This is a genomic window from Enterococcus sp. LJL99 (assembly GCF_054871725.1).
In genome coordinates this window covers 150,467-177,170 of record NZ_JBTXLT010000001.1, presented here as the reverse complement: position 1 = coordinate 177,170, position 26,704 = coordinate 150,467, and the positions used below count along the sequence as shown (strand labels likewise).

25 protein-coding genes are annotated in these 26,704 nt (G+C 34.4%); 19 read left to right on the top strand and 6 right to left on the bottom strand.

Annotated features, from left to right (window positions below):
* Positions 1–749 precede the first annotated feature (749 nt).
* From ACYSNW_RS00830 to ACYSNW_RS00775, 12 genes are all read left to right on the top strand, one after another.
* Positions 750–1,028 carry a hypothetical protein gene (locus ACYSNW_RS00830; RefSeq protein ID WP_461742400.1) on the top strand — a complete coding sequence of 93 codons (279 nt, stop codon included), beginning with the start codon at positions 750–752 and terminating at the stop codon, positions 1,026–1,028.
* 10 nt (positions 1,029–1,038) lie between these two features.
* Positions 1,039–1,254, top strand: coding sequence for a hypothetical protein (locus ACYSNW_RS00825; RefSeq protein WP_461742398.1), 216 nt, complete (start codon positions 1,039–1,041; stop codon positions 1,252–1,254).
* A 90-nt stretch (positions 1,255–1,344) separates the two neighbouring features.
* Positions 1,345–1,542, top strand: a complete 198-nt coding sequence (locus ACYSNW_RS00820; RefSeq protein ID WP_461742987.1) for a GNAT family N-acetyltransferase — start codon at positions 1,345–1,347, stop codon at positions 1,540–1,542.
* Between the two features lie 67 nt (positions 1,543–1,609).
* Positions 1,610–1,786: a hypothetical protein gene (locus tag ACYSNW_RS00815; RefSeq protein ID WP_461742396.1), complete on the top strand. Its 177-nt coding sequence runs from the start codon at positions 1,610–1,612 to the stop codon at positions 1,784–1,786.
* Between the two features lie 14 nt (positions 1,787–1,800).
* The gene (locus ACYSNW_RS00810; RefSeq protein WP_461742394.1) at positions 1,801–2,157 is read left to right on the top strand and encodes a DUF3784 domain-containing protein; all 357 of its coding nucleotides are present in this window, start codon (positions 1,801–1,803) and stop codon (positions 2,155–2,157) included.
* Between the two features lie 143 nt (positions 2,158–2,300).
* Positions 2,301–2,468, top strand: coding sequence for a hypothetical protein (locus tag ACYSNW_RS00805; RefSeq protein WP_461742392.1), 168 nt, complete (start codon positions 2,301–2,303; stop codon positions 2,466–2,468).
* Between the two features lie 265 nt (positions 2,469–2,733).
* A complete protein-coding gene (locus tag ACYSNW_RS00800; protein ID WP_461742390.1) occupies positions 2,734–2,979 on the top strand; it encodes an ASCH domain-containing protein in 246 nt (81 codons plus the stop codon).
* 3 nt (positions 2,980–2,982) lie between these two features.
* Entirely contained in the window at positions 2,983–3,198 is a 216-nt protein-coding gene (locus ACYSNW_RS00795; protein WP_461742986.1) for an ASCH domain-containing protein, read from the top strand.
* Position 3,199: 1 nt separating this feature from the next.
* Positions 3,200–3,760 (top strand): GNAT family N-acetyltransferase, encoded by a 561-nt coding sequence (locus ACYSNW_RS00790; protein ID WP_461742389.1) that lies wholly within the window; start codon positions 3,200–3,202, stop codon positions 3,758–3,760.
* Between the two features lie 429 nt (positions 3,761–4,189).
* Positions 4,190–4,459 carry an ACT domain-containing protein gene (locus tag ACYSNW_RS00785; protein WP_461742387.1) on the top strand — a complete coding sequence of 90 codons (270 nt, stop codon included), beginning with the start codon at positions 4,190–4,192 and terminating at the stop codon, positions 4,457–4,459.
* Positions 4,460–4,518: 59 nt separating this feature from the next.
* A complete protein-coding gene (locus ACYSNW_RS00780) occupies positions 4,519–5,862 on the top strand; it encodes a DUF711 family protein (protein ID WP_461742385.1) in 1,344 nt (447 codons plus the stop codon).
* Positions 5,863–5,990: 128 nt separating this feature from the next.
* Positions 5,991–6,377, top strand: a complete 387-nt coding sequence (locus ACYSNW_RS00775) for a DUF1149 family protein (RefSeq protein ID WP_461742383.1) — start codon at positions 5,991–5,993, stop codon at positions 6,375–6,377.
* Positions 6,378–6,463: 86 nt separating this feature from the next.
* On the opposite strand, the gene ACYSNW_RS00770 is transcribed toward ACYSNW_RS00775, so the two are convergent.
* Positions 6,464–7,768: an ISL3 family transposase gene (locus ACYSNW_RS00770; RefSeq protein WP_461742381.1), complete on the bottom strand. Its 1,305-nt coding sequence runs from the start codon at positions 7,766–7,768 to the stop codon at positions 6,464–6,466.
* A gap of 339 nt (positions 7,769–8,107) precedes the next feature.
* Between ACYSNW_RS00770 and ACYSNW_RS00765 the strand changes: the two genes are divergently transcribed.
* Positions 8,108–9,499 (top strand): L-cystine transporter, encoded by a 1,392-nt coding sequence (locus tag ACYSNW_RS00765; protein WP_461742380.1) that lies wholly within the window; start codon positions 8,108–8,110, stop codon positions 9,497–9,499.
* A 56-nt stretch (positions 9,500–9,555) separates the two neighbouring features.
* Here the strand turns inward: ACYSNW_RS00765 and ACYSNW_RS00760 are convergent, their stop codons facing one another.
* Positions 9,556–10,365 carry an MBL fold metallo-hydrolase gene (locus ACYSNW_RS00760; protein ID WP_461742378.1) on the bottom strand — a complete coding sequence of 270 codons (810 nt, stop codon included), beginning with the start codon at positions 10,363–10,365 and terminating at the stop codon, positions 9,556–9,558.
* A 121-nt stretch (positions 10,366–10,486) separates the two neighbouring features.
* Here ACYSNW_RS00760 and ACYSNW_RS00755 point away from each other — a divergent pair, with 121 nt between their 5' ends.
* Both ACYSNW_RS00755 and trhO read left to right on the top strand, forming a co-directional pair.
* Complete coding sequence (locus tag ACYSNW_RS00755) at positions 10,487–10,870, top strand: VOC family protein (RefSeq protein ID WP_461742377.1); 384 nt, start codon at positions 10,487–10,489, stop codon at positions 10,868–10,870.
* Between the two features lie 200 nt (positions 10,871–11,070).
* The gene (trhO, locus tag ACYSNW_RS00750) at positions 11,071–12,009 is read left to right on the top strand and encodes an oxygen-dependent tRNA uridine(34) hydroxylase TrhO (RefSeq protein WP_461742375.1); all 939 of its coding nucleotides are present in this window, start codon (positions 11,071–11,073) and stop codon (positions 12,007–12,009) included.
* Positions 12,010–12,064: 55 nt separating this feature from the next.
* On the opposite strand, the gene ACYSNW_RS00745 is transcribed toward trhO, so the two are convergent.
* Positions 12,065–13,174, bottom strand: coding sequence for an SLC13 family permease (locus ACYSNW_RS00745; protein ID WP_461742985.1), 1,110 nt, complete (start codon positions 13,172–13,174; stop codon positions 12,065–12,067).
* 147 nt (positions 13,175–13,321) lie between these two features.
* Between ACYSNW_RS00745 and ACYSNW_RS00740 the strand changes: the two genes are divergently transcribed.
* Complete coding sequence (locus tag ACYSNW_RS00740) at positions 13,322–14,425, top strand: glycerol dehydrogenase (protein ID WP_461742373.1); 1,104 nt, start codon at positions 13,322–13,324, stop codon at positions 14,423–14,425.
* 369 nt (positions 14,426–14,794) lie between these two features.
* On the top strand, positions 14,795–16,513 hold the full coding sequence (locus ACYSNW_RS00735) for a Na/Pi cotransporter family protein (protein WP_461742372.1): 1,719 nt from the start codon (positions 14,795–14,797) through the stop codon (positions 16,511–16,513).
* 84 nt (positions 16,514–16,597) lie between these two features.
* Here ACYSNW_RS00735 and ACYSNW_RS00730 read toward each other — a convergent pair whose 3' ends face one another.
* The 3 genes from ACYSNW_RS00730 to ACYSNW_RS00720 form a co-directional block, all read right to left on the bottom strand.
* Positions 16,598–17,335, bottom strand: coding sequence for an amino acid ABC transporter ATP-binding protein (locus ACYSNW_RS00730; RefSeq protein ID WP_461742371.1), 738 nt, complete (start codon positions 17,333–17,335; stop codon positions 16,598–16,600).
* Complete coding sequence (locus tag ACYSNW_RS00725) at positions 17,336–19,495, bottom strand: amino acid ABC transporter substrate-binding protein/permease (protein WP_461742370.1); 2,160 nt, start codon at positions 19,493–19,495, stop codon at positions 17,336–17,338.
* 284 nt (positions 19,496–19,779) lie between these two features.
* A complete protein-coding gene (locus ACYSNW_RS00720; protein WP_461742369.1) occupies positions 19,780–21,396 on the bottom strand; it encodes an immunoglobulin-like domain-containing protein in 1,617 nt (538 codons plus the stop codon).
* Between the two features lie 446 nt (positions 21,397–21,842).
* Between ACYSNW_RS00720 and uvrB the strand changes: the two genes are divergently transcribed.
* Positions 21,843–23,837, top strand: coding sequence for an excinuclease ABC subunit UvrB (uvrB, locus tag ACYSNW_RS00715; RefSeq protein WP_461742368.1), 1,995 nt, complete (start codon positions 21,843–21,845; stop codon positions 23,835–23,837).
* 24 nt (positions 23,838–23,861) lie between these two features.
* Positions 23,862–26,684, top strand: a complete 2,823-nt coding sequence (gene uvrA / locus ACYSNW_RS00710; RefSeq protein WP_461742366.1) for an excinuclease ABC subunit UvrA — start codon at positions 23,862–23,864, stop codon at positions 26,682–26,684.
* Positions 26,685–26,704 lie beyond the last annotated feature (20 nt).

Below are 26,704 nucleotides of genomic sequence, written 5' to 3'. Positions count from 1 at the left end.
AGCTACTACGCTGCGCTTCGATCACAACAATTTCTAAGAGCTAAAGCTCTAAGAATTGAAGGTTTCAGAAATAAGCCGAAATAGTTGTAAAAAACAGCGAATGAAATGAGCTGATGTTGCACAATACCCACTCGGTTACCAAAAATTTGAAGAACACCAAGTAGAAATCATTCAACAGCGAAAGGAAACTTTTCGTGTTTCTTGTCATTTTCGGAAATTCCTTCTTATTGCGATAAATCACGAAGAACGTAGTGATTCGATGATGTATCATACCTACTTGGTTCTCAGAGCTAACCGCTTTTGTCCCAACCTCGAAATAAGTATTCTAGAAGTAGTTTGCAAGGTTTGGGAATAGGGTAAAAAAATATTTATGGAGATAATAATGAGAAGTACTTGGTACGGTTATTGAATCATTAAATTCAGAAGAAAGTAAATTTGTTTTTGTTACATTCACTATGATAGGAGTTGGATGTGAAACTGTTATAAAATTTCTAGAGATTCCAACATATGCAATAAAAAGTTTTACAATGCGTTGAAATCTTAAAAAGAGATAAATATTTTCTAAGTTATTTATTACTAGGAAAAGATACAATGAAAAAAGTGAATTCTGACAAATGATTGGTTGGTACAAAATGAATAAAAATCTTAGTATCATAGTAGCTGTTTTAGTTCTTAAACCAGAAAAAACAGATTTAGTTTCAAAAGAGGAATTTTAGATTTAAAGTAAAACATTAAAGGAGATACATAGAGTGAATAAAAGTTTTAAAGCATTTATAAAAGAAGAGTTTGTTAATATTTTGTACTATACGCTTATTCTAGGAGGAATACTGGTATCTAAAAAAATATGGTTAATTTGTTTTGGGATTATTCTGATTGTAGTAGCAATTTTTACAAATTACAAAATGTTTATGAAAAAGAATAGAGTTTGGAATCCTTATAAAGAACTTGAACAACTTGAAATAGAAAATTCGGATAAGTATAAAGTAGTGGTTAGTGAATTAGAAACGCTTATTAAAAAAGACCGATAGGAGTCAAAGTATGAAGAGTAGAAATTTAACTCAAGAAGACGCCTCAAAATATCAAACACTTCGTTTACAGGCTCTAAAGGAATTTCCAACAGCTTTTGGATCTACTTATGATTTAGAAAAAAAAGTTACTTTATTAGAATTAAAAGAAAAACTCCAACAAAAGGATTATGTATTTACTATAGGTACATTTTTAGACGAAAAATTAGTAGGAATTTTTAACGTTTAAAAGGGATACAGGAATAAAGACAAATCATAAAGGAACTATTTTTGGAGTTTACGTGGATTCTAGGTTCCAGAAAAATGGTATTGGGAAAAAATTTTAGGTGATACAATTTCTTATTTAAAAGCAATTGAGGGTTTAGAACAGGTGAATTTAACGTTAAATTCAACGAATCGAGCAGTTATAAAATTATATACTGAGTTTGGTTTTGAAAATTTGGGGTATAAAAAAAATGCACTAAAGTTTAAAAATGACTATTATAATGAAAATTGGATGGTTCTAAAATTGAAATAGATTGCTCTCAAAAAAATGAGTATAAGAGATTTATTGTCAAAAACTAATAAGTGAGAAGGATAAGCAGATGGATCAGGAAGTTGTTTTGCAGTACGTAGAATTAGCATTAACAAATTTAAATTATAATAAGCAAATGAAATATAATATCGAAGGTGAAGTTTATCGGCTGATGCGTTTATATGATGAAGAACAGCTTAAGAAAAAAGTTGATAAAATCAGCTTTAAGCAGGAAATGAAAAAATGAGAAGGTGCTATGAAATGATTGTAAACATGATTATTTTAATTTTAATGCTAAGTATTGCATTGATGAGTTTTATTATTAGTTATCAGCTTAAAAGTGGGAAATGGTTAATGTGGATAGCTGGTTATAACGATCTCCCGAAAGAAAAAAGAGAAAAGATTGATGAAAAGGCATTGGGAAAACATGCAAGTAAAACGATGGTTGCTACAGGAGTATTTATGATAATAGAAACGCTTATCGTTTTTATTTTATTAACTAATAGAGTTGGAAGCCAAGTAGCTTCTGTAAGTATAGTTATCGTACCAATTCTTTTTTTTATTAGTTATGTTGTAAATCAAACAATAAGAGGCACTAAATATTATAAAAAATTATAGGAATACAGTAACCGAAATAGAAAACTGATTTTTTAGTAAATCGTTTAATAAAAGCATTTTTTTAAACTATTTTTATGGAATGGCATTTTTTTAAATACTAGAGGAATCCAAACGTAGGAACGCTAAAAAAGAGAAATAAAAAGGTGATTGAAAGAATAGAAGAGGTTAAGTTCGCATTTATTGGCATCTTAATTATGATTGCTTCAATGCTACTAAGAAGTTTTTTCTCAATTAATTGGCATTTTTTAGACTTAATTGCTTTAATATTTATGGGGATTAAGTTATTGAATTATTTATACCATTTACTTTAAGATAAAAAAACAAGATGAAAGAAATGATTTACGGAATTCTTTTTAAGGATATTTTTCAAATTTTAGTAAGCAACTAAAGATTCTACATCATCAACTTGTTTCATTCATGGTGTTTTACACTAATATCGGATTATTTCTGAAGCCTTCAAGTAGCTGTTTGCCCAATCTCATTGTTATAATCAAGCATCGCATAGTAGCTACTTTTGGCTCCACTCGTCTAAGCTTTACTAATATAATTAAGTTACCAGAAATAAGGAGTAAAAATATGAATCAGATAGAACTATATATAGCAAAGTTTAAAGAAAAAAATCCTGAGTATACCAATAAAGAAGTTGATTTTTATGCCTTTGGAAGAAAAGAAGAAATGGCGAATGACCTGGCAAAATTAGTCTTTAGTGGTGAAAAATGCGGGACTACGAGTTTGTATCAACTTTATGAGTTAGAAAATGAAAGAATCCCTCAAGTGGACGATTTGAATGTAATTATAGATGGGAAAGGGAATCCAGTATGACTCATTAAAAATACTGAAATTGAGGTTCTAAAATTTAGTGGAATTACGGAGCAACATGCTGTTACCGAAGGAGAGGGTGACAAGTCACTAGAATATTGGCGTGACGTACATATAGCATTTTTTACAAGCTCGTACCAAGAAAATAAAGAAGTAAAATTTGATGAAGATTCGTTAGTTGTTTTTGAAACATTCAAAGTGATTTATAGAGGAGCTGAGTAGGATGGATAAAAACTATTTTAAGATGCATATTGAAGATGAATTATACCTTGTTTATCCCGAAATTAGAATGGCAAAAGAATTACATAAGCTAATCGATTCGGATAGAGATCACCTTAGACCATTTTTAGATTTTGTTGATGCTTCAGTAGATTATACGAGTCAAGAAAGTTATTTTAAAATGAAATTGGAAGGAATCGCCAAACAGACAGATGCCCTTTTTCTTATAGCTATAAATGATCAATTAATTGGTTGTACAGATTTTCATGGAATTGATTTAACTTCTAAACAAGCTGAAATTGGTTATTGGATTCATTCAACATATAAAAACCAAGGAATTATTTCTAAAGTAGTTAAAAAATTGTGTGACCATGCTTTCATAAACTTAAATTTGAATCGATTAACAATTGTTGCAGATGTTGAAAATATATCTAGTAATAAAGTAGCTTTAAAGAGTGGATTTACTTTTGTTGGAACACAAAAAGAAGAAAGAGTAATGTATGATGAATATAGAGATATGAACTATTATTACTTGCTAAAACGAGACTATCTTAAAGAGCAGTAACAAGGTTAGGATAGTCTTTAACTTCAAGAATCAATTAGGTACAATACTTCATTGAATTACTTCATTTTTCGGACGTATCGTAATAAACGGCAAACTACGAAAATTTAAAATACTAAGTAGAATTAGCATTCAATAACGAGTAAGAAACTTTTAGATTTTTCGGTACTTTCATGATTGATCACTTTTTACTATAAATAAGCATAAATTTAGACGTTAAAAATAGCTAGTGATTCAAAAAATTAATTAAAAGAAATTGCTACTTTTTATTATCTATGCTACTACGCAAATAATTAATTTTGAGCACAGGAATCTCTTGAAAAAAAGTAAAACTAACTTCTTATAAACGTTGAGTTAACAGTATTTTAGAAATTATGTTAAAAAATGCACAGATTATGCTATAATAGGAAAAACAATTTAGGAGGAATAAGTATGAGAGCTGTATTAACAGTTATTGGGAAAGATAAGGTTGGTATTATTGCGGGAGTTAGCACAAAATTATCAGAACTAAATATCAATATTATTGATGTTTCTCAAACAATCATGGATGACTATTTCACGATGATGATGATGCTAGAACTACCAAAAGCAACAATCAATTTTGATGAAGTAAGAGCTGAATTAAATAAACTTGGCGAAGTTTTAAATGTGACTATCAGTATCCAAAATGAAGAAATTTTTGATGTAATGCATAAGTTGTAGCCATAGCTCCAAAAAAATAATTTTATAAATTTATTACAAAGAAAAGGAGCATGATTTCATTGGAAACAAATCAAATTTTAGAAACGATTCGCATGATTGAAGAAGAAAATCTGGATATTCGAACCATTACTATGGGTATTTCATTATTAGACTGTATCGATAGTGACAGTGATAAAGCGTGTCAAAAAATATATGATAAGATTACTCGACTGGCTAAAAATTTAGTTAAAGTTGGCGAAGAGATAGAATCTGAATATGGGATTCCAATTATTAACAAGCGAATCTCAGTGACACCAATTGGGATTATTGCAGCGGCTTGTCCAGACAAAGATTATGTTAAATATGCTAAAGCACTTGATCGTGCCGCGCAGACTGTCGGTGTTAATTTTATCGGAGGGTTTAGTGCGTTAGTCGAAAAAGGCTATCAGTATGGCGATGATATTTTGATTAACTCAATCCCGCAAGCATTAGCTGAAACTAATTTTGTTTGTTCGTCAGTTAATATTGGCTCAACTCGTGCGGGAATCAATATGGATGCAGTTCGTCATATGGGGTATGTTATTAAAGAAACGGCAGAAAAATCAGATATGGGCTGTGCGAAATTAGTTGTTTTTGCAAATGCGGTTGAGGATAATCCATTTATGGCTGGTGCCTTTCATGGTGTAGGAGAAGCGGATTGTGTAATTAATGTTGGTGTGAGTGGACCTGGTGTTGTTAAACGAGCGTTGGAAAAAGTTAAAGGAGAACCGTTTGATGTGGTTGCTGAAGTTGTGAAACAAACAGCCTTTAAAATCACGCGGATGGGTCAATTAGTAGGTCGAATCGCTTCTGAACGATTAAATGTACCGTTTGGGATTGTCGATCTTTCATTGGCACCGACACCAGCTGTTGGCGATAGTGTTGCTTATATTTTAGAAGAAATGGGTCTAGAGAGCGTTGGCACACATGGTACAACAGCCGCTTTGGCTTTATTGAATGATGCGGTCAAAAAAGGTGGCGTGATGGCCTGTAATCACGTAGGTGGACTTTCAGGAGCATTTATCCCTGTTTCAGAAGATGCGGGAATGATTGATGCGGTTAATAATGGTGCATTGAATTTAGAAAAATTAGAAGCAATGACAGCGATTTGTTCGGTTGGATTGGATATGATTGCAATTCCTGGTGAAACCTCTGCCGAAACGATTTCTGCGATGATTGCTGACGAAGCAGCGATTGGTGTTATCAATCATAAAACAACTGCGGTACGAATTATTCCTGCAAAAGGAACGGTGGTTGGTGATATGGTTGAATTCGGTGGTTTACTTGGTCGGGCGCCTGTTATGAAAGTAAATGACTATGGCTCGACAGACTTTATTTTACGTGGTGGAAGAATCCCAGCGCCGATTCATTCATTCAAAAACTAGATTTTTTTAATTGAAGGTGTCTGGAAACTAAGAGTATGTTATACTTAAAAAAAGGAGAACTGTTATTTTTAAATTCAAAATAATTAGTGAAAAATAACAGCATTAAATTTTAAGGAGATTGATATACTATGGAAATAAAGCGTCAACAAGAAGTTGTAGAAAAATTTCATTATGATATGCGTATGCAAGATGACGAGTTGAAGACCGATTTAAGAGTTGGTTTTGCACCAATAGAATCAGCAGATGAAAATTATCCCAAAGAAAATTCAATTATTGCGGCTCGTTTAGAGTTTCGTTTAGTGTTTGAAGAATATGTATTGAGTGGCTCAGTAAGCCAAGTAAATCATATCATTAATCGTAAAATCGAAAATCAAGAAGACATTGCACAAGAAGAAGTGGATGAGTTGGTTAGTCCATTATTTAGTATTGTTCAACGTATGGCGTATGAAATTACTGAGATTGCTTTGGATAAACCAGGCGTTCAATTGAATTTTCAATCAGGAACACCTGAATAATTAAATCACGGCTCTTTGTCAACTAATGTTGGTGAAGAAAATCCAAGAATTAAATCAGTATTAATGAATCCTAGAGGAAAAAGCCTCTAGGATTTTCTATTTGGTTTTAAAAGAACAGAGCCAAAGCATATAGTAATTCTCAATTTAAAATTGTAAAAGTTACGAAATCCATAGGCATTTCTCTTTAACACTTTAATATGGTTGTTCAAGCATTCCAACGATCCATTAGAATAAGGCAATTCCAGAGCATTTTTAATTTCAGTTTGAAGCATTTTAAAGGTATCAATGGTCGTTTGATAATACTTTGGCAACATCGAGAAATCTTGTTCTAATAAAGCATGAAACCTCGTATAATCTCTTGTTTGGATAGCATAAAGAAAGTCTTGATAACAGGTATAGCTAGCTTTTAGTTCCTCATCGTAGGAAAGTAAACGATCAATGAGTTCCGTTTCGGTTAAATAGGTACGAAAAGAAGGTCGCCAAAGACGCTTTTCAAAATCTAGTGTTGAATGATTCTTTTGAAGTAATTTCCAATATTTTTTCAGATGACGATATTTTTTTGCCTCTGCAGTTCCATGATGAAGAAAGGTGTTCATTCGTTGGATGCGGTGTTTTAAGAACGCCCGTCCAATGTGTTGAACAATATGAAATCGATCAAGAATAATCTGAGTTTTTGGGAATAACTTCTTAACTAAGGAAAAGTAAGGGGCATACATATCACAAACAATGTACTTCACACGTTCACGAACAGCTAAAGAAAAGCGTGAAAAATAGCGTTCTAAAAAAGGTAACTGTCGGTTTTCAACGACATCAATTAATTGCTTTGTTTTCCCATCCATCATAATGAAACTCATGGAAGCGACGACGTGCTTCACGGAGCTGAATTCATCAAAACAAAGCACTTCAGGTAAGATAAGTCGATTGATTTTTTTCGGTTCATAAAATCGTTTCAACACACGATAGACAGAGGAAACAGAGACCTTTTTTTGACGTGCAATTTCACTCATAGAAGTGACGCTTTTGAGCCGGTCAGCAATGGACAACTTCACTTTAGCTGAAATTGAACAACATTTTTCAACGAGACTTGTTTTTGCGACAAATGTTCTGTTACAAGAATGACAGAAGAAACGGCGTTTCTTCAGGGGTAAATAAGTTTGATATTCAGACACATCATTCATCAGGATAAGACAGGTAGTGTAGCCCCAACGGATGATTTTCTCCTTTTTATCCTCACCACAGTGAGGACAGCAATGAGCTGAATAATCTAATGTACCAGAAAACACCTGACAAATTCTTCCATTAATGAGCTCTTTTTTAAAAGAATTTTCAGAAAAAGTAATGTTTAAATCTAGAATATCTAAGATATCTTTGATAAGATTTGTATAGGACATCTTGAATTCCTCCTTTTTAATGGTTTTAGTCGACTTAATTCTAAAGGATATCAAGGTGTCTTTTCTAGTATTTTGTATAAAAAAAGATGCCAGTGATTTCTCACCAACATCAAAAAGTATAGAGCCTAAATCACAAAGAGTTGGCGATAGCTTTTAGTTATCACCAATTCTTTTTTTTATCGACAAATAAGCTCAATAGTAAGTAACTTGAAATAGACTTGTGTATAATATATTTATCACTAGAAAAAATTTTTTTTTAGGGAAATTATTGGAGAATAGTTTCCGGGAACCTTTACTTCCTCTGATGTACTTGTCATTAAAATTATAGGAGGAGAAAAAATGACAACATTCATCACTGTATTAGTGGTCCTTGCTTTTGTAGCCGTACTTTATGTATTTTATCGGATGCAAGCGAAACACTTAAAATTTTCTACCCGCGTATTTACGGCATTAGCTGTAGGGATTTTGTTAGGAGCAATTATTCAATTTGCGTTCGGAACCCAAGATAAGGTGACAACCCAATCAATGGAATGGATTAACTTAGTCGGTAATGGCTATGTGGCATTGCTTCAAATGTTAGTAATTCCGTTAGTTTTCGTTTCAATTGTGGGTGCATTTACCAAAATGAAAGAAACAAAACAATTAGGAAAAATCAGTTTTACTGTATTGGCAACATTATTGGGAACAACAGCGATTTCCGCTTTAATCGGAATCGGTTCAATTCTAGTTTTTAATTTACAAGGCGCTAAATTTACTGAAGGAGCCAGTGAAACTGCCCGAATCGCTGAATTGGTAACAAGACAAGAAACAGTTGAAAATTTATCAATTCCGCAACAAATTTTATCGTTTATTCCGCGAAATGTTTTTGCTGACTTTGCAGGAACACGTGCAACAAGTACGATTGGAGTCGTCGTCTTTGCTGTATTTGTAGGCGTGGCCTTTTTAGGAGTGAAGAAAAAATCGCCAAAAGAAGCCGATTTTTTTGCTAATTTAATTGATAGTTTATATAAAATTACCATGCGTATCGTGACCTTGGTTCTTCGTTTGACACCATATGGGGTCTTAGCCTTGATGACCAATGTTGTTGCTACAAGTGATTTCGAAGCGATTTTAAATTTAGGTAAATTTGTGATTGCCTCTTATACCGCTTTAATTGTTGTTTTATTAGTACACTTGCTTATCTTGACGATTGTCAAAGTAAATCCATTAAATTACTTGAAAAAAGCCTTTCCTGTATTAAGCTTTGCTTTTACCTCTCGTTCAAGTGCTGGAGCCTTACCTTTAAATATTGAAACACAAACAAAAGCTTTAGGTGTTGATGATGCTACAGCTAATTTTGCAGCTAGTTTTGGTCTTTCAATTGGACAAAATGGTTGTGCGGGTGTTTACCCGGCAATGTTGGCGACAATTGTTGCACCACAAGCGGGAATCGATGTGTTTAGTTTAGAGTTTATTATTATGTTAGTAGCAATTGTGACAATCAGTTCTTTTGGTGTAGCAGGAGTCGGTGGGGGAGCTACCTTTGCTTCTTTAATCGTTTTAGGTGCTATGAATTTGCCAGTAGCGATTGTAGGATTGGTGATTTCTGTAGAACCTTTAATTGATATGGCTAGAACTGCAATCAATGTAAGTGATAGTATGGTGGCAGGAATCGTTACTAGCGACAGAATCAATGAATTAGACCGAGATATCTTAAATGATGATTCTCAAGTAGTCGAAGCAAACGCGTAAATAAAAAATAGACGGAAGGACTTCTCTTATTTTAGAAAAGTTACTTCCGTCTTTTTTTATTGCCAATCTAAGACTAAACCAACACCAACTTCTTCAATTGGAATTTGGTGATGTATAAAAGCTTTGGCTTTGAAAGAAACACAATGAGAGGGATACAGTTTTTCTAGTTTTTGCTTTTTGAAATAGTCAACAGTTTGTACCAATTGATCATCTTCTTCAAATAGATGAAAACCACCAATAACAGTGATAATTTTATCGATACCTGTGACTTGCTTCGCGTATTCACAAATATTGCAGATACCACCATGAGAACAACCTGTGATAATGTACAGTCCATCGATTCCTTGATAAACAAGAGCTGAATCATCTAAAACAAAATCTGGGACGAAAGAGCCATTTTTTTTAGTTTCTCCTACTTGTTTTCGTGGTTCGAATGAAACTAGTTGGGGAATCTCCCCTAAAAATAATAGCTTTTCGGTTAACTGAACAGGTTCTTTCACTAAAGAAAAAAGATAGTTTTCTGATAACTCTTGCTTTAATCGGCTAGCACCAATATCACCTTCTTCTGCTTGTTTGGCTAAAAAAGTGTCTGGATGAGCAACTATTGCTGGTTTTTCCTCGTCAAATAGATTAGCAAGATAAGCTAAGCCACCAGTGTGGTCGTTATGACCATGAGATAAAACGATTTTTTCTATTTTACTTAAATCAATTTCTAGTTTTTGTGCATTTGTTATAAAACAATCACTATAACCAGTATCAAATAATAGTTGTGTCCCGTTATCTTCAATAAAAAATGATAAAGCTGGTTCCCCATGAAAATAGCGATCAATGTAGGTATTATTATCGACCAAAACAGTTAATTTCATATTTTTTCCTCTCCAATAGTTAATTATTTTCATAAATCATAACATAAGCTAAAATAGAAAGTATATAATAGAACAGAAATCATCGATGAAAACAGAATCATCATAGAAAAGGAGCAAACAAATGTTTAACAATCAAGTGAAAATCATGTTATATGTCAATAATGTCGAGGAATCAAGCCAATTTTGGCAAAAAATAGGATTTGTAGAAGTTGAAAGAGCAGCGGTAGATGGAACGTTAGTAGTTGAAATCGCACCAACAGAAACAGCTGACACGCTAATTGTGTTGTACGAACTAGCATTTATTCAACAACATTCGCCAGAAGTGGCAGGAAATACACCGTCTTTAATGTTCCACAGTGATGACATTTTCAGTTTATATAAGAAAATGCAAGCAGCTGGTGTTCGTGTGGGAGAAATGGTCCAATTACCGTCAGGTTTAGTTTTCAATTTTGCCGACAACGATGAGAATTACTTTGCAGTTTCGGGACAAGATACAGCAGAATAACTAAAGAGTATCTAAAAAAGATAGAGACACAAGCCAAATTGCAAAACGAATTAACCGTATCATGTTCAGATACGCTTCAATTTAATTAGTAAAAGCGACTTATTTTCCTTTTGTGTGGAAGAACACAAGCAAATAAGTCGCTTTTCCTTTTTTCTTTTCTATATAATGATTTTTGAATCAATAGAAAAGGAGCTAGAAAAATGGATTATCGTGTACTGCTTTATTATAAATATACGCCAATTGAAAACCCTGAGGAATTTGCTAAGGAGCATTTAGCTTTTTGTCAGTCGTTACACTTAAAAGGTCGGATTTTGGTAGCAACGGAAGGAATTAATGGCACCCTTTCTGGAACGACAGCTGAAACGGATCAATATATGGAAGTAATGCTTGCCGACGAGCGTTTTAAGGATACGTACTTTAAAATCGATGAAGTAAGTGAAAATGCTTTTCATAAAATGTTTGTCCGTCCAAGAAAGGAATTAGTTTCATTGAATCTTGAAAAAGATGTCAATCCTTTAGAAGTAACGGGAAAATATTTAGAACCTAAAGAATTTAGGGAAGCTTTATTGGATGAAGAAACCGTTGTAATTGATGCTCGCAATGACTACGAATATGATTTAGGTCATTTCAGAAATGCGGTTCGTCCAGATATTCGAAATTTTCGTGAATTACCACAATGGATTCGTGAGAATAGAGAGCAATTTATGGATAAAAAGGTAGTAACCTATTGTACGGGTGGCATTCGTTGTGAAAAATTCTCTGGTTGGCTAATCAAAGAAGGGTTTCAAGACGTTGCGCAATTACATGGTGGAATCGCAGCTTATGGTAAAGATCCAGAAGTTCAAGGGGAATTATGGGATGGAAAGATGTACGTGTTTGATGAACGAATCAGCGTTGAAATTAATCATGTTGATAAGAACATTATCGGTAAAGATTGGTTTGACGGAACACCGTGTGAAAGATATATCAATTGTTCAAATCCGTTCTGCAATAAACAAATTTTAGCTTCAGAAGAAAATGAAGCGAAGTATTTAGGGGCATGTTCTTCTGAATGTCGCCATCATGAAGCAAATCGTTATATTTTGAAAAATAATCTGAGTCGAGAAGACGTTGAAACAAGATTAGCGTTACTTAACTAGTACTAAAAAAAGAGAGTGAGACAACCATAAATTTGGCTGTTTCGCTCTCATCTTTTTATAAAAGAAAATAAAAAATACTAATAAATCCAATCAATAATAGTCCATTAATCCAAGTAAAACGTATCATAAAAGCTTTTGCTTTACGAGGCTCATATTTTTTATAAATTTTATAACCAATCAAATTTGCGAGAGAAGCGATAAGTGTTCCTAAACCACCAATATTAACACCCCAAAACAAGGCTTTGACATGATTCGTAAAACGAGCAATTAAAATCGCAGCAGGCACATTGCTGATAAATTGGCTTAAAAGAATACTACCAAAAAAAGTGTGAGTAGCTGTTGTAAATTGTTGACGAATCAGATTCGCTAAAGGCGCAAATTGTGAAAAGTCACCGATTGCAATGAAAAAGAAGATGAATGTTCCTAGTAAACGATAATCAACCTTTTTAATACTGGAAGAATCATAAACTAGTAGAAGTAAAAAGGCGCTTGGAACAACTAGCCAATAAGGAAGAAAATCTACCACACTAGAAAGGATGAATAAACCTAAAATACTTAAAAAGAGTGTTTTCTTTTTATTTAATGGTTGATCAGTCATCGAAAAATCGGCTAATCTTTTTTGGGGGATTAAGAAACAAGTAATCGATAAAAACAGTAAAGAAATCACTAAAAGAACGATGGACCATTCAAAAAAAGTAATCAGAGACATCGAGTAATAAGAAAATAAAAATAAGTTTTGCGGATTGCCAAAAGGAAAGAATGCACTTCCTAAGTTTGCAGCAACGATTAAAAGGACGGCACCGGTCGATTTATTAGGCAAGTTTATTTTTTTTACAGTTGTTAAATAAATCGGCATAAATGTTAAAATAGCGACATCATTGGTTACAAACATTGAGCTAACAAAAGAAAGAAAAGTAATATTGCGAATCAATTGTCTGGTTGTCGTAGAACGTACAATCAATTTTTCTGATAAATAGGTTAAAATTCCTAATTGTTCAATATTTTGTAAAAGTAACATTAAACCGAATAAACAAAAAATTACTTTGAAATCTATTGATTGGATGGAAGGAGAACCGAAAAAACAGCTGATTATAGCAATTAGTAAAGAAAGAGTAAATAATAAATCCTGTGTAAAAAAATGGATTACCTTTTTCAAGTGAAACACCTCAATCAAAAAAATTTTACGCTAACATTAAATTTACCGTAAGCAAGATGAATTGACAACTACTTTGCAAAATAATCGATGAGATAAAAAGAAGGATTGAAAAACAGTGAAATGTATGACACACTGTTAGATAAATGAGGTGGAAAAATGGAAAAATTATTTGTAAGTCCTTCGAAATATGTTCAAGGAAAAGGGCTGCTCAAGAGTGGGATTCCCTACATTAAGCAATTAGGTACAAAAGCATTATTACTCACAGATGAATTTGTTTGGGAACTAGTGGGGCGTTCTTTTTATGAACGTTTGCTTGATCAAGGAATGAACATGATTAATGAACGGTTTAATGGTGAAACGACAGAAGCGGAAATTCAACGAATCATGATTAGGATTGAAGAAGAAGACATAGAGGTGATTCTTGCTTTAGGTGGTGGAAAATTGATTGATACAGGCAAAGCATTAGCGAATGAATTAAAACTTCCTGTTGCAATCATTCCGACGACGGCTTCCACCGATGCACCTACATCATCTATTTCAGTACTTTATGAAGCGGATGGTCGCTTTAAAGAATATAGTTTTTATGAGCATAATCCAGAATTAGTTTTAGTCGATACAGAAGTAGTTGCCAAAGCGCCTGTTCGGTTCTTAATATCCGGTATGGCAGATGCTTTGGCCACGACAATCGAAGCGCGAGCAGTGAAGCAAAAGAATGGTCAAAATGTATTAGGGAAACAACCGACAATAGCTGCTCAATTAATGGCGGAAAAATGCGAGGAAATCATTTTTACTTACGGCTTACAAGCTGTTGAAGCGAATCGAGCTAAAGTGGTTACAGAAGCATTAGAAGCAGTAATAGAGGCGAATACGTTATTAAGTGGTATTGGTTTTGAAAGTGCTGGGTTAGCAGCAGCTCATGCGATTCATAATGGGTTCTCTGCCGTTCAAGGAACCGTTCATCAATTAACGCATGGAGAAAAGGTTGCTTTTGGAACATTAACGCAATTGGTTTTAGAAAATCAGCCACAAGAAATACTAGATAAATATATCGCATTTTATCAAGGCTTAGGTTTACCGACAACGTTAGAAGAAATAGGGTTAGCAGAAGTTTCCGATGTAACCTTGTTAGAAATTGGAAATCAAGCCTTAGCTAAAGGCGATAGTTTACAACAAATGCCTATGACACTGTCAGCAGAAGATATTGTAGCCGCCATGAAGACATTGGATCAATATGTCCAAACTTATTTTTTAAAGGCATAATCATAAATAAATAAGCTATAAGAGGAGATTGGTCAAAAGCGGCTAGCTAGCTCCGAGAACCGAATAAGTATTGTGCAACATCAGTTCATTCCCTGTATTTTTCAATAATTTTGGCTTGTTTTGTAAGAAAGTGAGCTATTTGCTCTCATTGTTAGGTTTGCTATTGGATTAACTAGTTGATTGTTTTACGCCGTTTGTTCGATTTTAAAAATAAAGAAAGTGGAGAGCCGACAAATTGTCCCACTCTCTTTTTCTGTTTGTTTTTTATTTAAAATGACTGAATTTATTATACTATTCGTATTTTTGGTTTACATTCAGAAGTTTTTTATGTACTCTTTAATTAGAGTTAATTTTAAGGAGGAACGGTTTTTGGCTTATCAAGAAATATTATTTCCTTTTTTAGGTGGTTTGGGAATATTTTTATTTGGGATGAAGTATATGGGGGACGGATTACAGAAATCTGCGGGGGATTCTCTAAGGGATATTCTAAATACGTTTACTTCGACTCCTTTGAGATCAGTTTTGGCTGGTTTGGTTGTAACCGCTATCATTCAAAGTAGTTCAGGAACAACTGTATTAACGGTAGGGTTAGTAAGTGTTGGTTTTATGTCTTTACGGCAAGCGATTGGCGTGATTATGGGCGCCAATGTTGGGACAACTGTGACCGCTTTTATTATTGGCTTCAATTTAAGCTCGTACTCGTTGCCGATTATAGGGATTGGATCATTGCTATTATTTTTCTCAAATAAAGAAAAGGTCAACAGTATAGGACAAATTCTATTTGGCTTTGGGTGTTTATTTTATGGCTTAAATTTGATGGGAACGGGCATGGCACCACTAAGCGAACTGCCTCAATTTTCTAAGCTAATGGTGGATGTTTCAAACTTTCCAATTTTGGGTGTTGGAATCGGAACGATTTTGACGATGATTTTGCAAAGCTCTAGTGCGACAATCGGTATTTTACAGCAGCTTTATAGCCAAGGAAGTTTAGCAATCAACGCAGTATTACCGATTTTGTTTGGTGATAATATTGGTACGACAATCACCGCAGTTATCGCGGCTTTAGGAGCTAGTGTGACTGCTAAAAGAGCTGCGGCTTCTCATGTTGTTTTCAATCTAGTCGGAGCGACTATTTTTACGCTATTACTTTCTCCTTTTACACTCGTTGTAGTTGGTCTTTCTAATCGCTTGAATTTGAATCCGTCAATGCAGATTGCTTTTGCTCACGGATTGTTTAACTTATCCAATTTATGTATCCAATTTTGGTTTATTGATAAAATCGAGTTATTTGTGCGAAAAATAATTCCTGGAAACGATAGCACGATTGAATTTAAGCCGTCCAATCTAAATGAATCAATTATACAAAATTCACCAGTTTTGGCCTTAAATCAAGCAAAGTTTGAATTATTGCAAATGGGCGAGTATGTGGTAGGCTCTTTCGAATCGGCAAAACGATATTATGAAAATCAGGAAAGTGTCGATAAGGAAAATGCAAATCAATATGAGAGCGCGATTAACGATATAGATAATCGTTTAACAGAATATTTAGTACAGTTATCTGCGACTGAACTTTCGATTTCAGAAAGTCATGAACAAACGATGCTATTAGAATTAACAAAAGATTTAGAACGAATCGGCGATCATTGTAGTAATATTATTTTAAATCTAAATGAAGCGATTCACCTTGAGAAAAAACAGAAAATAAAAGATAAGAAAACTGGGAAAGTTTCTTCAAGAAATGAGCTGATTTTGCATGATGAGGATTTAATTCAGTTATTTGATAAAGTATTAAAAAGTATTGAAGCTTCTTTGGAGTCTTTTGAAAAGAATGATCATGCACTTGCTCAACATATCTTAGAGCGTGAAGTGGAAATCGATTCGATGGTAAAAATGCTTCGTAAAAAATATATTTCGATTATGAACAGCGGAATCGGAAGAGCCGCTGACGGGGTACTATTTATAGATACCGCCGCTAATCTTGAAAGAATGAGTGATCGAACCGTACATATGGCAAAATATGTCCTTGGAGAACGTTACGGAACTGAAGCAATTTCAGTTGAAGAATCCATTAGTCCAATTATTCAATAATACAAAAAACGAGTGGAGTAATAATCAGATTTTTTCTGACTATTGTCCCACTCGTTTTTTATTAAGATGATTTAAAAATAGGAATCAAATATTCAATACTTTGTTTAGGAAGTCTTTAGTTCGCTCATTTTGTGGATTACCAAAAATTTGTTCGGGAGTACCGTCTTCTAGGAAATTTCCGCCATCGATAAACATTACTCGGTTGGCTACCTCTTTAGCAAATCCCATTTCGTGTGTAACAATCACCATGGTCATTCCTTGCTCGGCCAAATCCTTCATGACGTTTAGAACATCACCCACCATCTCAGGATCAAGCGCAGAAGTTGGTTCGTCGAATAACATAATATCTGGATTCATGGCTAACGCACGAGCAATCGCTACACGCTGTTTCTGACCACCAGATAATGATTCTGGATACTGATCTTTTTTATCAGCTAAACCAACTGTTTTTAAAAGACTCAATGCTTTTGCTTCCGCTTCTTTTTTAGATAAACGACCTAAATCAGTCGGTGCTAAAGTAATATTTTCCAAGATAGATAAATGTGGGAATAAGTTGAAATGTTGAAATACCATCCCAATATGTTGCCGAACTTTATTGATGTCTGTGTTTTTATCCGTTAAGTTTGCGCCATCGATAATAATATCACCGCTGGTTGCTTCTTCTAATTGATTTAAACAGCGTAGAAACGTACTTTTACCTGATCCAGAAGGGCCAATAACACAAACGACATCACCTTCTTGGATAGAAACATTAATATTATTTAAAACGGTATGATCACCATATTTTTTAACGAGATTTTCTACTAGAATTTTTTCAGTCATTTATTTCACCTTCTTTTCTAAGACTTTCGCTAATTTTGTCAAAGCAGTAATTAAAATCAAATACATCATGGCAATTACAAAGTAAACCAACGTACTTTGTAAACTACGTGCGACAATGATTTTCCCTGTTTGTAGTAGCTCAATCAATCCGATAGCAGAAAGAATAGTTGTATCCTTTAATGAAATAACAAATTGATTGACGAAGGATGGAATCATGATTTTAACAGCTTGCGGTAAAATGATTTTTTGCATGGTTCGATTATAAGAAAGACCTAAACTTCTTGAAGCTTCCATTTGACCAACGGGTACAGCTTTAATTCCGCCACGGAAGATTTCAGAAATATAAGCACTGGCATTTAAAGTCAATGTGATGATTCCTGCAATAAAGACTGGGATATTGAAACCTAGCAGACCTGGTAAACCAAAATAAATAAAGAAGGCTAATACCATCAAAGGAATTCCGCGAATAATATCTACATAAATTGTTGCAATAACACGTAGTGGTTTGGCTGGAGAAACACTGAATAGGCCAAGGACCACACCGACGATTAACGCAAGAATAAATGAAATTAGCGTTAATTGAATCGTCATCCATAATCCACTCAATAATCGTTGCCAGTTATTTTTAAGCATTCCAGTCAAAGTAGATTCGTCTGCTTTAGTTTCTGGTGCTTTTGCTTCTTGAATATATGTTCCTACGATTTCATCGTATTCACCAGTTCGTTTTAATTCTTTCAACCCTTCATTGAACATTTCAATCAATTCAGGATTTTGTCCTTTTTTCACAGCAAAACCATATGAACCACCAGATTCTTTGGGAATTGGAGTCGCTAGAGGTTGATTTTGAGCAACGCCATAACCGATAACAGGGTAGTCATCCATCATTGCTGTAATTTCACCAATTTCTAAGGCGCTGTATAGTGCATCTGTAGAATCTAAATATTTTATTGAATAACCATATGTATCTTTATTGTCTTCTAAAAATTCAGCACTTTCTGTACCGATTTTTGCACCAACTTTTTGTCCTTTTAGATCTTCATAAGATTCAATTTTATCATTGCCTTTTTTTACAGCGATTTGAATGCCGCTATTAAAATAAGGATCAGAGAAATCAAAGGATTTTTTACGTTCGTCAGTAATAGTCATACCAGCAATCATTGCATCGGCTTGGCCAGATTCCACTGCTTGTACGGCAGAACTAAAGCCGATAAATTTAAAATCAACATTAAAGCCTTGTAATTCAGCAATTCGTTTCGCTAAATCAACATCGATTCCTACGTATTCGCCATCAGCATTTTGAAATTCAAAAGGGGCGAATGTGGAGTCACTAGCAATGACATATTTATCTTTTTTAGGTTCGATTTTTTTCATTGGAGAATCATCAGTGTCTAAATCAGTCCCACTTGAAATGTACGTATCAATAATTTCATCATAGGCACCTGATTTTTTCAAATCAGCTAGACCAGCATTGAATTTCTCAATCAATTCAGGATTTTGTCCTTTTTTTACGGCGAATCCGTAGGAACTTCCTGTTTCTTTTTCACCAATTAATTCTAATTTTTGTCCATTGGTAATCGCGTAACCAAGAACAGGATAATCATCAAAAATGGCATCTGCTTCATTATTTTGGAGTGCTTGATAAAGTCCAGTTGCATCATCAAAGTTTTTGATTTTGTAATCATATTCTTTTTGATGATCTTCTAGGAACGTTGCACTCTCAGTTCCCACTTTTGCAGCAACTGTTTTTCCTTTTAAGTCTTGATAGGATTTGATTGTATCATTGCCTTTTTTCACAGCCATTTGTAAACCACTATCAAAGTATGGCTCAGAGAAGTCGAACGATTTCTTTCGTTCGTCTGTAATACTCATTCCTGCAATCATACCATCAATTTGATTTGATTGAACCGCTTGAATTGCACTATCAAAGCCTAAAGGTTTTAAATCTACTTTAAATCCTTGATCTTTAGCAATGGCATTTAATAAATCGATATCAATCCCAACATATTCATCATCAGCATTTTGAAATTCAAAAGGGGCAAAGGTCAAATCTGTACCAATCGTATATGTTTTTTCTTCAGCATTAGCTGATGTTCCACTAACAATAGTTAGAAAACCTACCACCATAAATAGTAAACTAAGTAATAACTGTTTCTTTTTCATTAAATACCTCCTTAGATATATAAGCATATTTAATAATTATAAAATAAAAAAGGATTGGAATACAAGTGTTTAATCTTTCTAAACGTAAAAAAAAGTAAAAATATCACATTCTATGTGAGAATATATAACATGTAGGTGGTGGAGATTAGGTTCGATTTAATTAATTAAATGATTTGATTTAAGAAGGAACTAAAAACCGCACAAAATAAATTGTGCGGTTTAGTAAATTAGAAATTGAATAATCATTTACTAACTTAACTAGTTATAAAAGTAAAGTGGATTGATTAATACAAATCAAATTCGTTTTCTTTACGTTTTTTCATGAAGTAAACACTAGCAATCAAAGTCAAACCGATAGATGTTAACATCATGCTACTTTCTTGAGCACCTGTTTCAGGTAATTGTTTTTCAGTTTTCTTTTTGATTTCTTTTACAGGTTCTTTTTTAGTATTGTTGTTATTATCAGTTGGTGTCACAGTTCCTGCAGCATTATTATCTTCATTATTATCAGTACCAGTTCCATCTCCACCTCTTGAAGCTAAAACAGTTAATGTAATAAATGTTTCTACAGTATCTTTACCGTTAGTAGCGTAGTATCTAATTTTGTGTGTGCCAGGTTCAACTAATTTACTTCCAAATTCAGTAATTTGGATACCTTCACCAACAACTTCGAATCCATATTCGTAGCCTTCGATGTTTTCGAAAGTAGCCCAATCCATAACCATATCTGTAGTTAATTTATCGCCAACATACATTACTTTATCTTCAGCAGTAACAGATGCTTTAGCTACAGGTTTTTCAGAAACAGTGATTGTAACTGTTTTAGTTGCAGTATTTCCAAAACTATCTTCTGCTTTATATTCTAAAGTGTAGGTTCCAGGAGTAGTGGTATCTACGTTGCCAGAAACAAGTTGTGCTGGTAAAGTAACAGTGTTTCCACTTCCGTCTAAACCAGTCGCTGTTGCATAGTTAGCGGCATCAAAACTATCGCCAACAAAAATTTCTTTATCTGCAGCATTGATTTTCACTGGATCAACGATTGTAACAGTAGTGCTAGTTGTAGTTACTGTGTTATATTCTGAAGATAAAATACCAACTTCTACAGTAAATGTTCCAACTTCACTTGTTGAATATTGACCTCCAATGAAAAGTTCAGCATCAGCAGAAGGAATAATTTTTCCATATGCATCTTTTACTACAGCGTTGCTTTCAATTGCAGCAGCAAGATCAGCATTTTTTGGTAAAGTTAAATTGGGAACTGAAACAGAGTACATTCCAACGTTTTCAGCAACGACCATTACCCAACGAGTAACTTCAGCAGTACCTTTGTCAGTTGAAACCTTATAAGTAATCCAGTAACTCCCTTCTGTGTTGGTATCCACAGTTGGAACAGTAATAAATGATGTAGGCCCGTTTTGGTATTGGATAGTGTATTTAACATCACCGGTTACATCTTTTTTGTTTACATTATCATAGGCAGAAACGCCATCCATTGCGTTGAATGAAGAACCTTTTGGTACAGATAATGTAGGTAAAACATTAATAACAACATCTCCAACTTCAGGATCTAAAACAGTAATATCTTTAGTAGCTGCAGCATCTTTTCCAGCTTCATTTGCTTGTGGTGTGCTATCAGATGTAGCGGTTTCAGAATCTTGTGTTTCAGATGGTGCTGTAGGCACAGAGCTTTCTGTTGTTGCTTCGCTTTCAGATGTTTCAGGTACCACAACTTCCTCTTTTGAGCTAGCTGTTGTTTCATCAGTTTCAGAAACAGCAGTAACTTCTGGAGTAGCAACTGCTTCTTGAGTGTTAGTTGCTTCAGCTAGAGCTACTTGGCAGTTTAGCAATGTAGGTGCCAATAATGCAATGACCGTTGCACTAATGATTTTTTTGTTTTTCATATCTTTTCTCCTTCTTTTTCATATCCTTTTTTTTATAATATTTTTCTTTTATGTCAGTCTGTCGTCTATTATATAAGAGAAACTGAATAAAAAAATATTTATATTATATTTTTTATCATACTACAGTTGTTTTTATCTATCAATCTTTTTTTGCCATGGTTTTTATCATCTTTTTCATAGTATATTACAGTTTTTATCTATTAATGTTACTTTTGATAGTTTTTATTTTATTAATTGTTATATTTAGTTGTTTGAAATAATTATTTTCTGATAAAAACAATTGTTTAAGTATTTTATGTTTGTAATAATAGTCTTTTTGGTCATATAATTTTTTGAGGCGGTAATTTATTTTTTGCTAATTCTAAAACTAGCGAAAATATGTTCGGTATGTTAGAATAAGTACAGCAAAAAAATAGGTACATTATTTACTAGAAGGAGGATATTAGATGATAGAAAGAGAAACCTCCAATACATTTGATTTAGTTTCAAAATATCAACCTGATGGAGATCAACCCGAAGCGATAAAGCGAATTGTAGAAGGCATTGAAGGCGGCGAAAAAGCGCAGATATTGCTTGGTGCGACTGGAACAGGGAAGACCTTCACTATTTCAAATGTGATAAAGGAAGTCAATAAACCAACATTAGTTATTGCTCATAATAAAACCCTTGCTGGACAGCTGTACGGAGAATTTAAAGAGTTTTTCCCGAATAACGCAGTCGAGTATTTTGTTAGTTACTATGATTATTATCAGCCAGAAGCCTATGTTCCTTCGAGTGATACGTACATAGAAAAAGATGCAAGTATTAATGATGAAATTGATAAGTTAAGACATTCAGCAACTAGTTCTTTATTAGAACGAAATGATGTGATTGTGATTGCTTCTGTTTCCTGTATTTTTGGTTTAGGAGATCCTAAAGAATACAGTGAACAGGTTGTTTCGTTGCGAGTGGGAATGGAAATGGATCGTAGCACGCTATTAAAAAATTTAGTAGATATTCAATTTGAACGAAACGACATTGATTTTCAACGTGGTCGTTTTCGGGTGCGTGGTGATGTAGTTGAAATTTTCCCAGCTTCAAGAGATGAGCATGCGCTAAGAGTTGAATTTTTCGGTGATGAAATCGAACGAATTAGAGAAGTAGATGCATTGACTGGAGAAATTATTAGTGAAACGGAGCATGTTGCAATTTTTCCTGCGACCCACTTTGTGACCAATGAAGAACATATGGAACATTCTATTGCTCAAATTCAAGTAGAATTAGAAGAACGTTTAAAAGTTCTTAGATCCGAAAATAAATTATTAGAAGCGCAACGTTTAGAACAACGTACCAATTATGATATCGAAATGATGCGTGAAATGGGCTATACATCTGGAATCGAAAATTACTCGCGCCATATGGATGGTCGTTCAGAAGGAGAACCACCATATACATTGATTGATTTCTTTCCAGATGACTTTTTACTTGTGATTGATGAATCTCATGTAACGATGCCTCAAGTGAGGGGAATGTACAATGGAGATCGAGCTAGAAAACAAATGTTAGTTGACTATGGTTTTCGTTTGCCAAGTGCATTAGATAATCGTCCATTGCGCTTAGAGGAATTTGAAGAGCATGTCCACCAAGTTGTCTATGTTTCTGCAACTCCAGGACCTTACGAACATGAACAAACAGATACAGTTATTCAACAAATCATTCGTCCGACAGGTCTTTTAGATCCATTGATTGAAGTTCGCCCAATCATGGGACAAATTGATGATTTAGTCGGTGAAATTAACGAGCGCGTTGAGAAAAATCAACGAGTATTTGTAACCACTCTGACTAAAAAAATGTCAGAGGATTTAACGGATTACTTTAAAGAATTGGGAATCAAGGTGAAATATTTACACAGTGATATTAAGACCTTAGAACGAACAGAAATCATTCGAGATTTACGTTTGGGTGAATTTGATGTTCTTGTAGGGATTAATTTGCTTAGAGAAGGGTTGGACGTGCCGGAAGTATCTCTAATCGCTATTCTTGATGCGGATAAAGAAGGATTCTTAAGAAGTGAGCGCTCATTAGTTCAAACGATTGGACGAGCAGCGCGAAATGCAGATGGTCGCGTAATTATGTATGCAGATAAGATGACAGATTCGATGCAAAAAGCCATCGATGAAACCGCTCGTCGTCGTTCGATTCAAGAAGCCTACAATAAAGAACATGGTATTACGCCAAAAACGATTATTAAAGAAATTCGCGATTTAATTTCTATTTCAAAAACAAGTGATGAAAAGTCTTCTGTTACCATTGATAAATCATACCATGAACTATCTCGTCAAGAAAAAGCCGATTTATTGATGAAATTGGAAAACGAAATGAAAGAAGCTGCAAAAGCGTTAGATTTTGAAACAGCAGCAACCCTAAGAGATACGATTTTGGAGTTAAAAGCAGAAAAATAACGTTAGCAGATAAGGAGAGACATAATGGCAAATGACAAAATAGTTATTCATGGTGCACGAGCGCATAATTTGAAAAATATAGATGTGACCATTCCTAGAGACAAACTAGTCGTTATTACTGGGTTATCTGGTTCCGGCAAGAGTTCTTTAGCTTTTGATACCTTATACGCAGAAGGACAACGCCGATATGTTGAAAGTTTATCGGCATATGCGCGACAATTTTTAGGTCAAATGGATAAACCAGATGTTGATAGTATTGATGGTTTAAGCCCAGCGATTTCGATTGACCAAAAAACGACCAGTAAAAACCCTCGTTCAACAGTAGGAACAGTTACTGAGATCAATGATTATTTACGTTTACTCTATGCGCGAGTTGGACATCCGATTTGCCCGAACGATCATGTAGAAATCAGTAGTCAATCCGTTGAACAAATGGTAGATAGTGTTTTAGAATTGCCCGATAAGACAAAGATTCAAGTATTAGCACCAGTAGTCGTTAAGAAAAAAGGGCAGCATAAAAAAGTATTTGAAATGGTTCAACGAGAAGGATATGTTCGAGTTCGAGTTGATGGAGAGACTTATGATATTAGTGAAGTTCCAGAGTTAACAAAGAGTAAAAAACATGATATTGCGATTGTTGTCGATCGAATTGTGATTAAAGAAGGTATTCGTTCGCGTCTATTTGATTCTTTTGAGGCGGCTCTTCGTTTAGCAGAAGGGTATGCTTTGGTAGATGTTATCGGCGGCGAAGAAATGTTGTTTAGTGAACATTACGCATGTCCTTATTGTGGTTTTACTGTTGGAGAGTTAGAACCAAGACTTTTTTCATTTAATGCTCCATTTGGCGCGTGTCCAGATTGTGATGGTTTGGGTATGAAACTAGAAGTCGATCGAGATTTGGTGATTCCAGATCCCAATAAGACGTTAAGAGAAGGAGCAATCGTTCCTTGGAACCCGATTAGTTCTCAGTATTATCCGCAAATGTTAGAGCAAGCAGCAGATTCTTTTGCAATCGATATGGATACGCCTTTCAATGAACTGCCAGAGGAACATCAAGAAATTGTGTTGAACGGATCGAATGGCGAACTGTTCCATTTCCATTATGAAAATGATTTTGGCGGTGTTCGTGACGTAGAAGTACCATTCGAAGGGGTTTTAACGAATATTAAACGTCGTTATCATGAAACGAATAGTGATTTTACAAGAGAACAAATGCGTTTATATATGACTGAATTGACGTGTCGGAGCTGTAAAGGTTATCGTTTGAATCCGCAAGCTTTATCTGTCAAAGTAGCAGGAACAAGTATTGGTGAAGTTAGTCAATTAGCGATTAAGAAGGCTGTTAATTTCTTTGATCAAATAGAACTTTCAGAACAAGAGCAAATTATTGCTAAACCGATTTTAAAAGAAGTCGAAGATCGTCTTGCCTTTTTAGAAAATGTTGGCTTGGATTATCTAACGTTAAGCCGTGCTTCTGGGACTCTATCAGGAGGTGAAGCGCAACGAATTCGTTTAGCCACACAAATTGGTTCAAATTTATCAGGCGTGTTGTATATTCTGGACGAACCATCGATTGGTCTACATCAACGGGATAATGATCGCTTAATTGGTTCTTTGAAAAAAATGCGTGATTTAGGAAATACATTGATTGTAGTTGAACATGATGAGGATACCATGCGTGCTTCTGATTATTTGATTGATGTAGGACCTGGTGCTGGACATTTGGGTGGAGAAATTGTTGCTTTTGGAACACCAGAAGAAGTAGAAAACAACAAAAATTCACTGACAGGAAAGTATTTGTCTGGAAAAAAAGTGATTCCAGTTCCAAAAGAACGCCGTAAAGGAAACGGTAAAAGCATCAAGATAACAGGGGCGTCTGAAAACAATTTGAAGAATATTTCAACTAGTTTTCCACTAGGACAATTCGTTGCTGTGACAGGTGTTTCAGGATCAGGAAAAAGTACCTTAGTTAATCAAATCCTTAAAAAAGCATTGGCGCAAAAACTAAATCGTAATTCCAATAAACCTGGTAAATTCAAAACAATTACTGGTTATGAAAATATCGAAAAAATCATTGATATCGATCAAAGTCCAATTGGTCGAACACCAAGAAGTAATCCCGCTACTTATACTAGTGTATTTGATGATGTACGTGATTTATTTGCTAAGACAAATGAAGCGAAAGTTCGTGGCTACAAAAAAGGACGATTTAGTTTTAATGTCAAAGGTGGACGGTGTGAAGCTTGTCGTGGAGATGGAATCATTAAAATCGAGATGCACTTTTTACCAGATGTTTACGTTCCTTGCGAAATTTGTCATGGGAAACGGTATAATTCTGAAACATTAGAGGTTCATTATAAAGGCAAAAATATTGCTGATATTTTAGAAATGACTGTTGAAGATGCTGTTGACTTCTTTAAATCAATTCCTAAAATTCATCGCAAACTGCAAACCATTGTTGATGTCGGTTTAGGTTATGTTCAGTTAGGACAACCGGCAACAACCTTATCTGGTGGTGAAGCGCAGCGGATGAAGCTTGCTAGTGAATTGCACAAAAATTCGAATGGCAAGAATTTTTATATTTTAGATGAGCCGACTACTGGGCTGCATACGGATGATATCGCACGATTACTTTTAGTTTTAGAGCGTTTTGTCGATGCAGGAAATACGGTTTTAGTAATAGAACACAACTTGGATGTAATCAAATCAGCTGATCATGTGATTGATTTGGGTCCAGAAGGCGGAGATGGTGGCGGAACGATTGTTGCGACAGGAACACCAGAAGAAATCGCCAAAGAAAAGAAAAGCTATACTGGAAAATATTTAAAACGTGTTTTACCATCGTAAAAGTAACGAATTGAAATAAA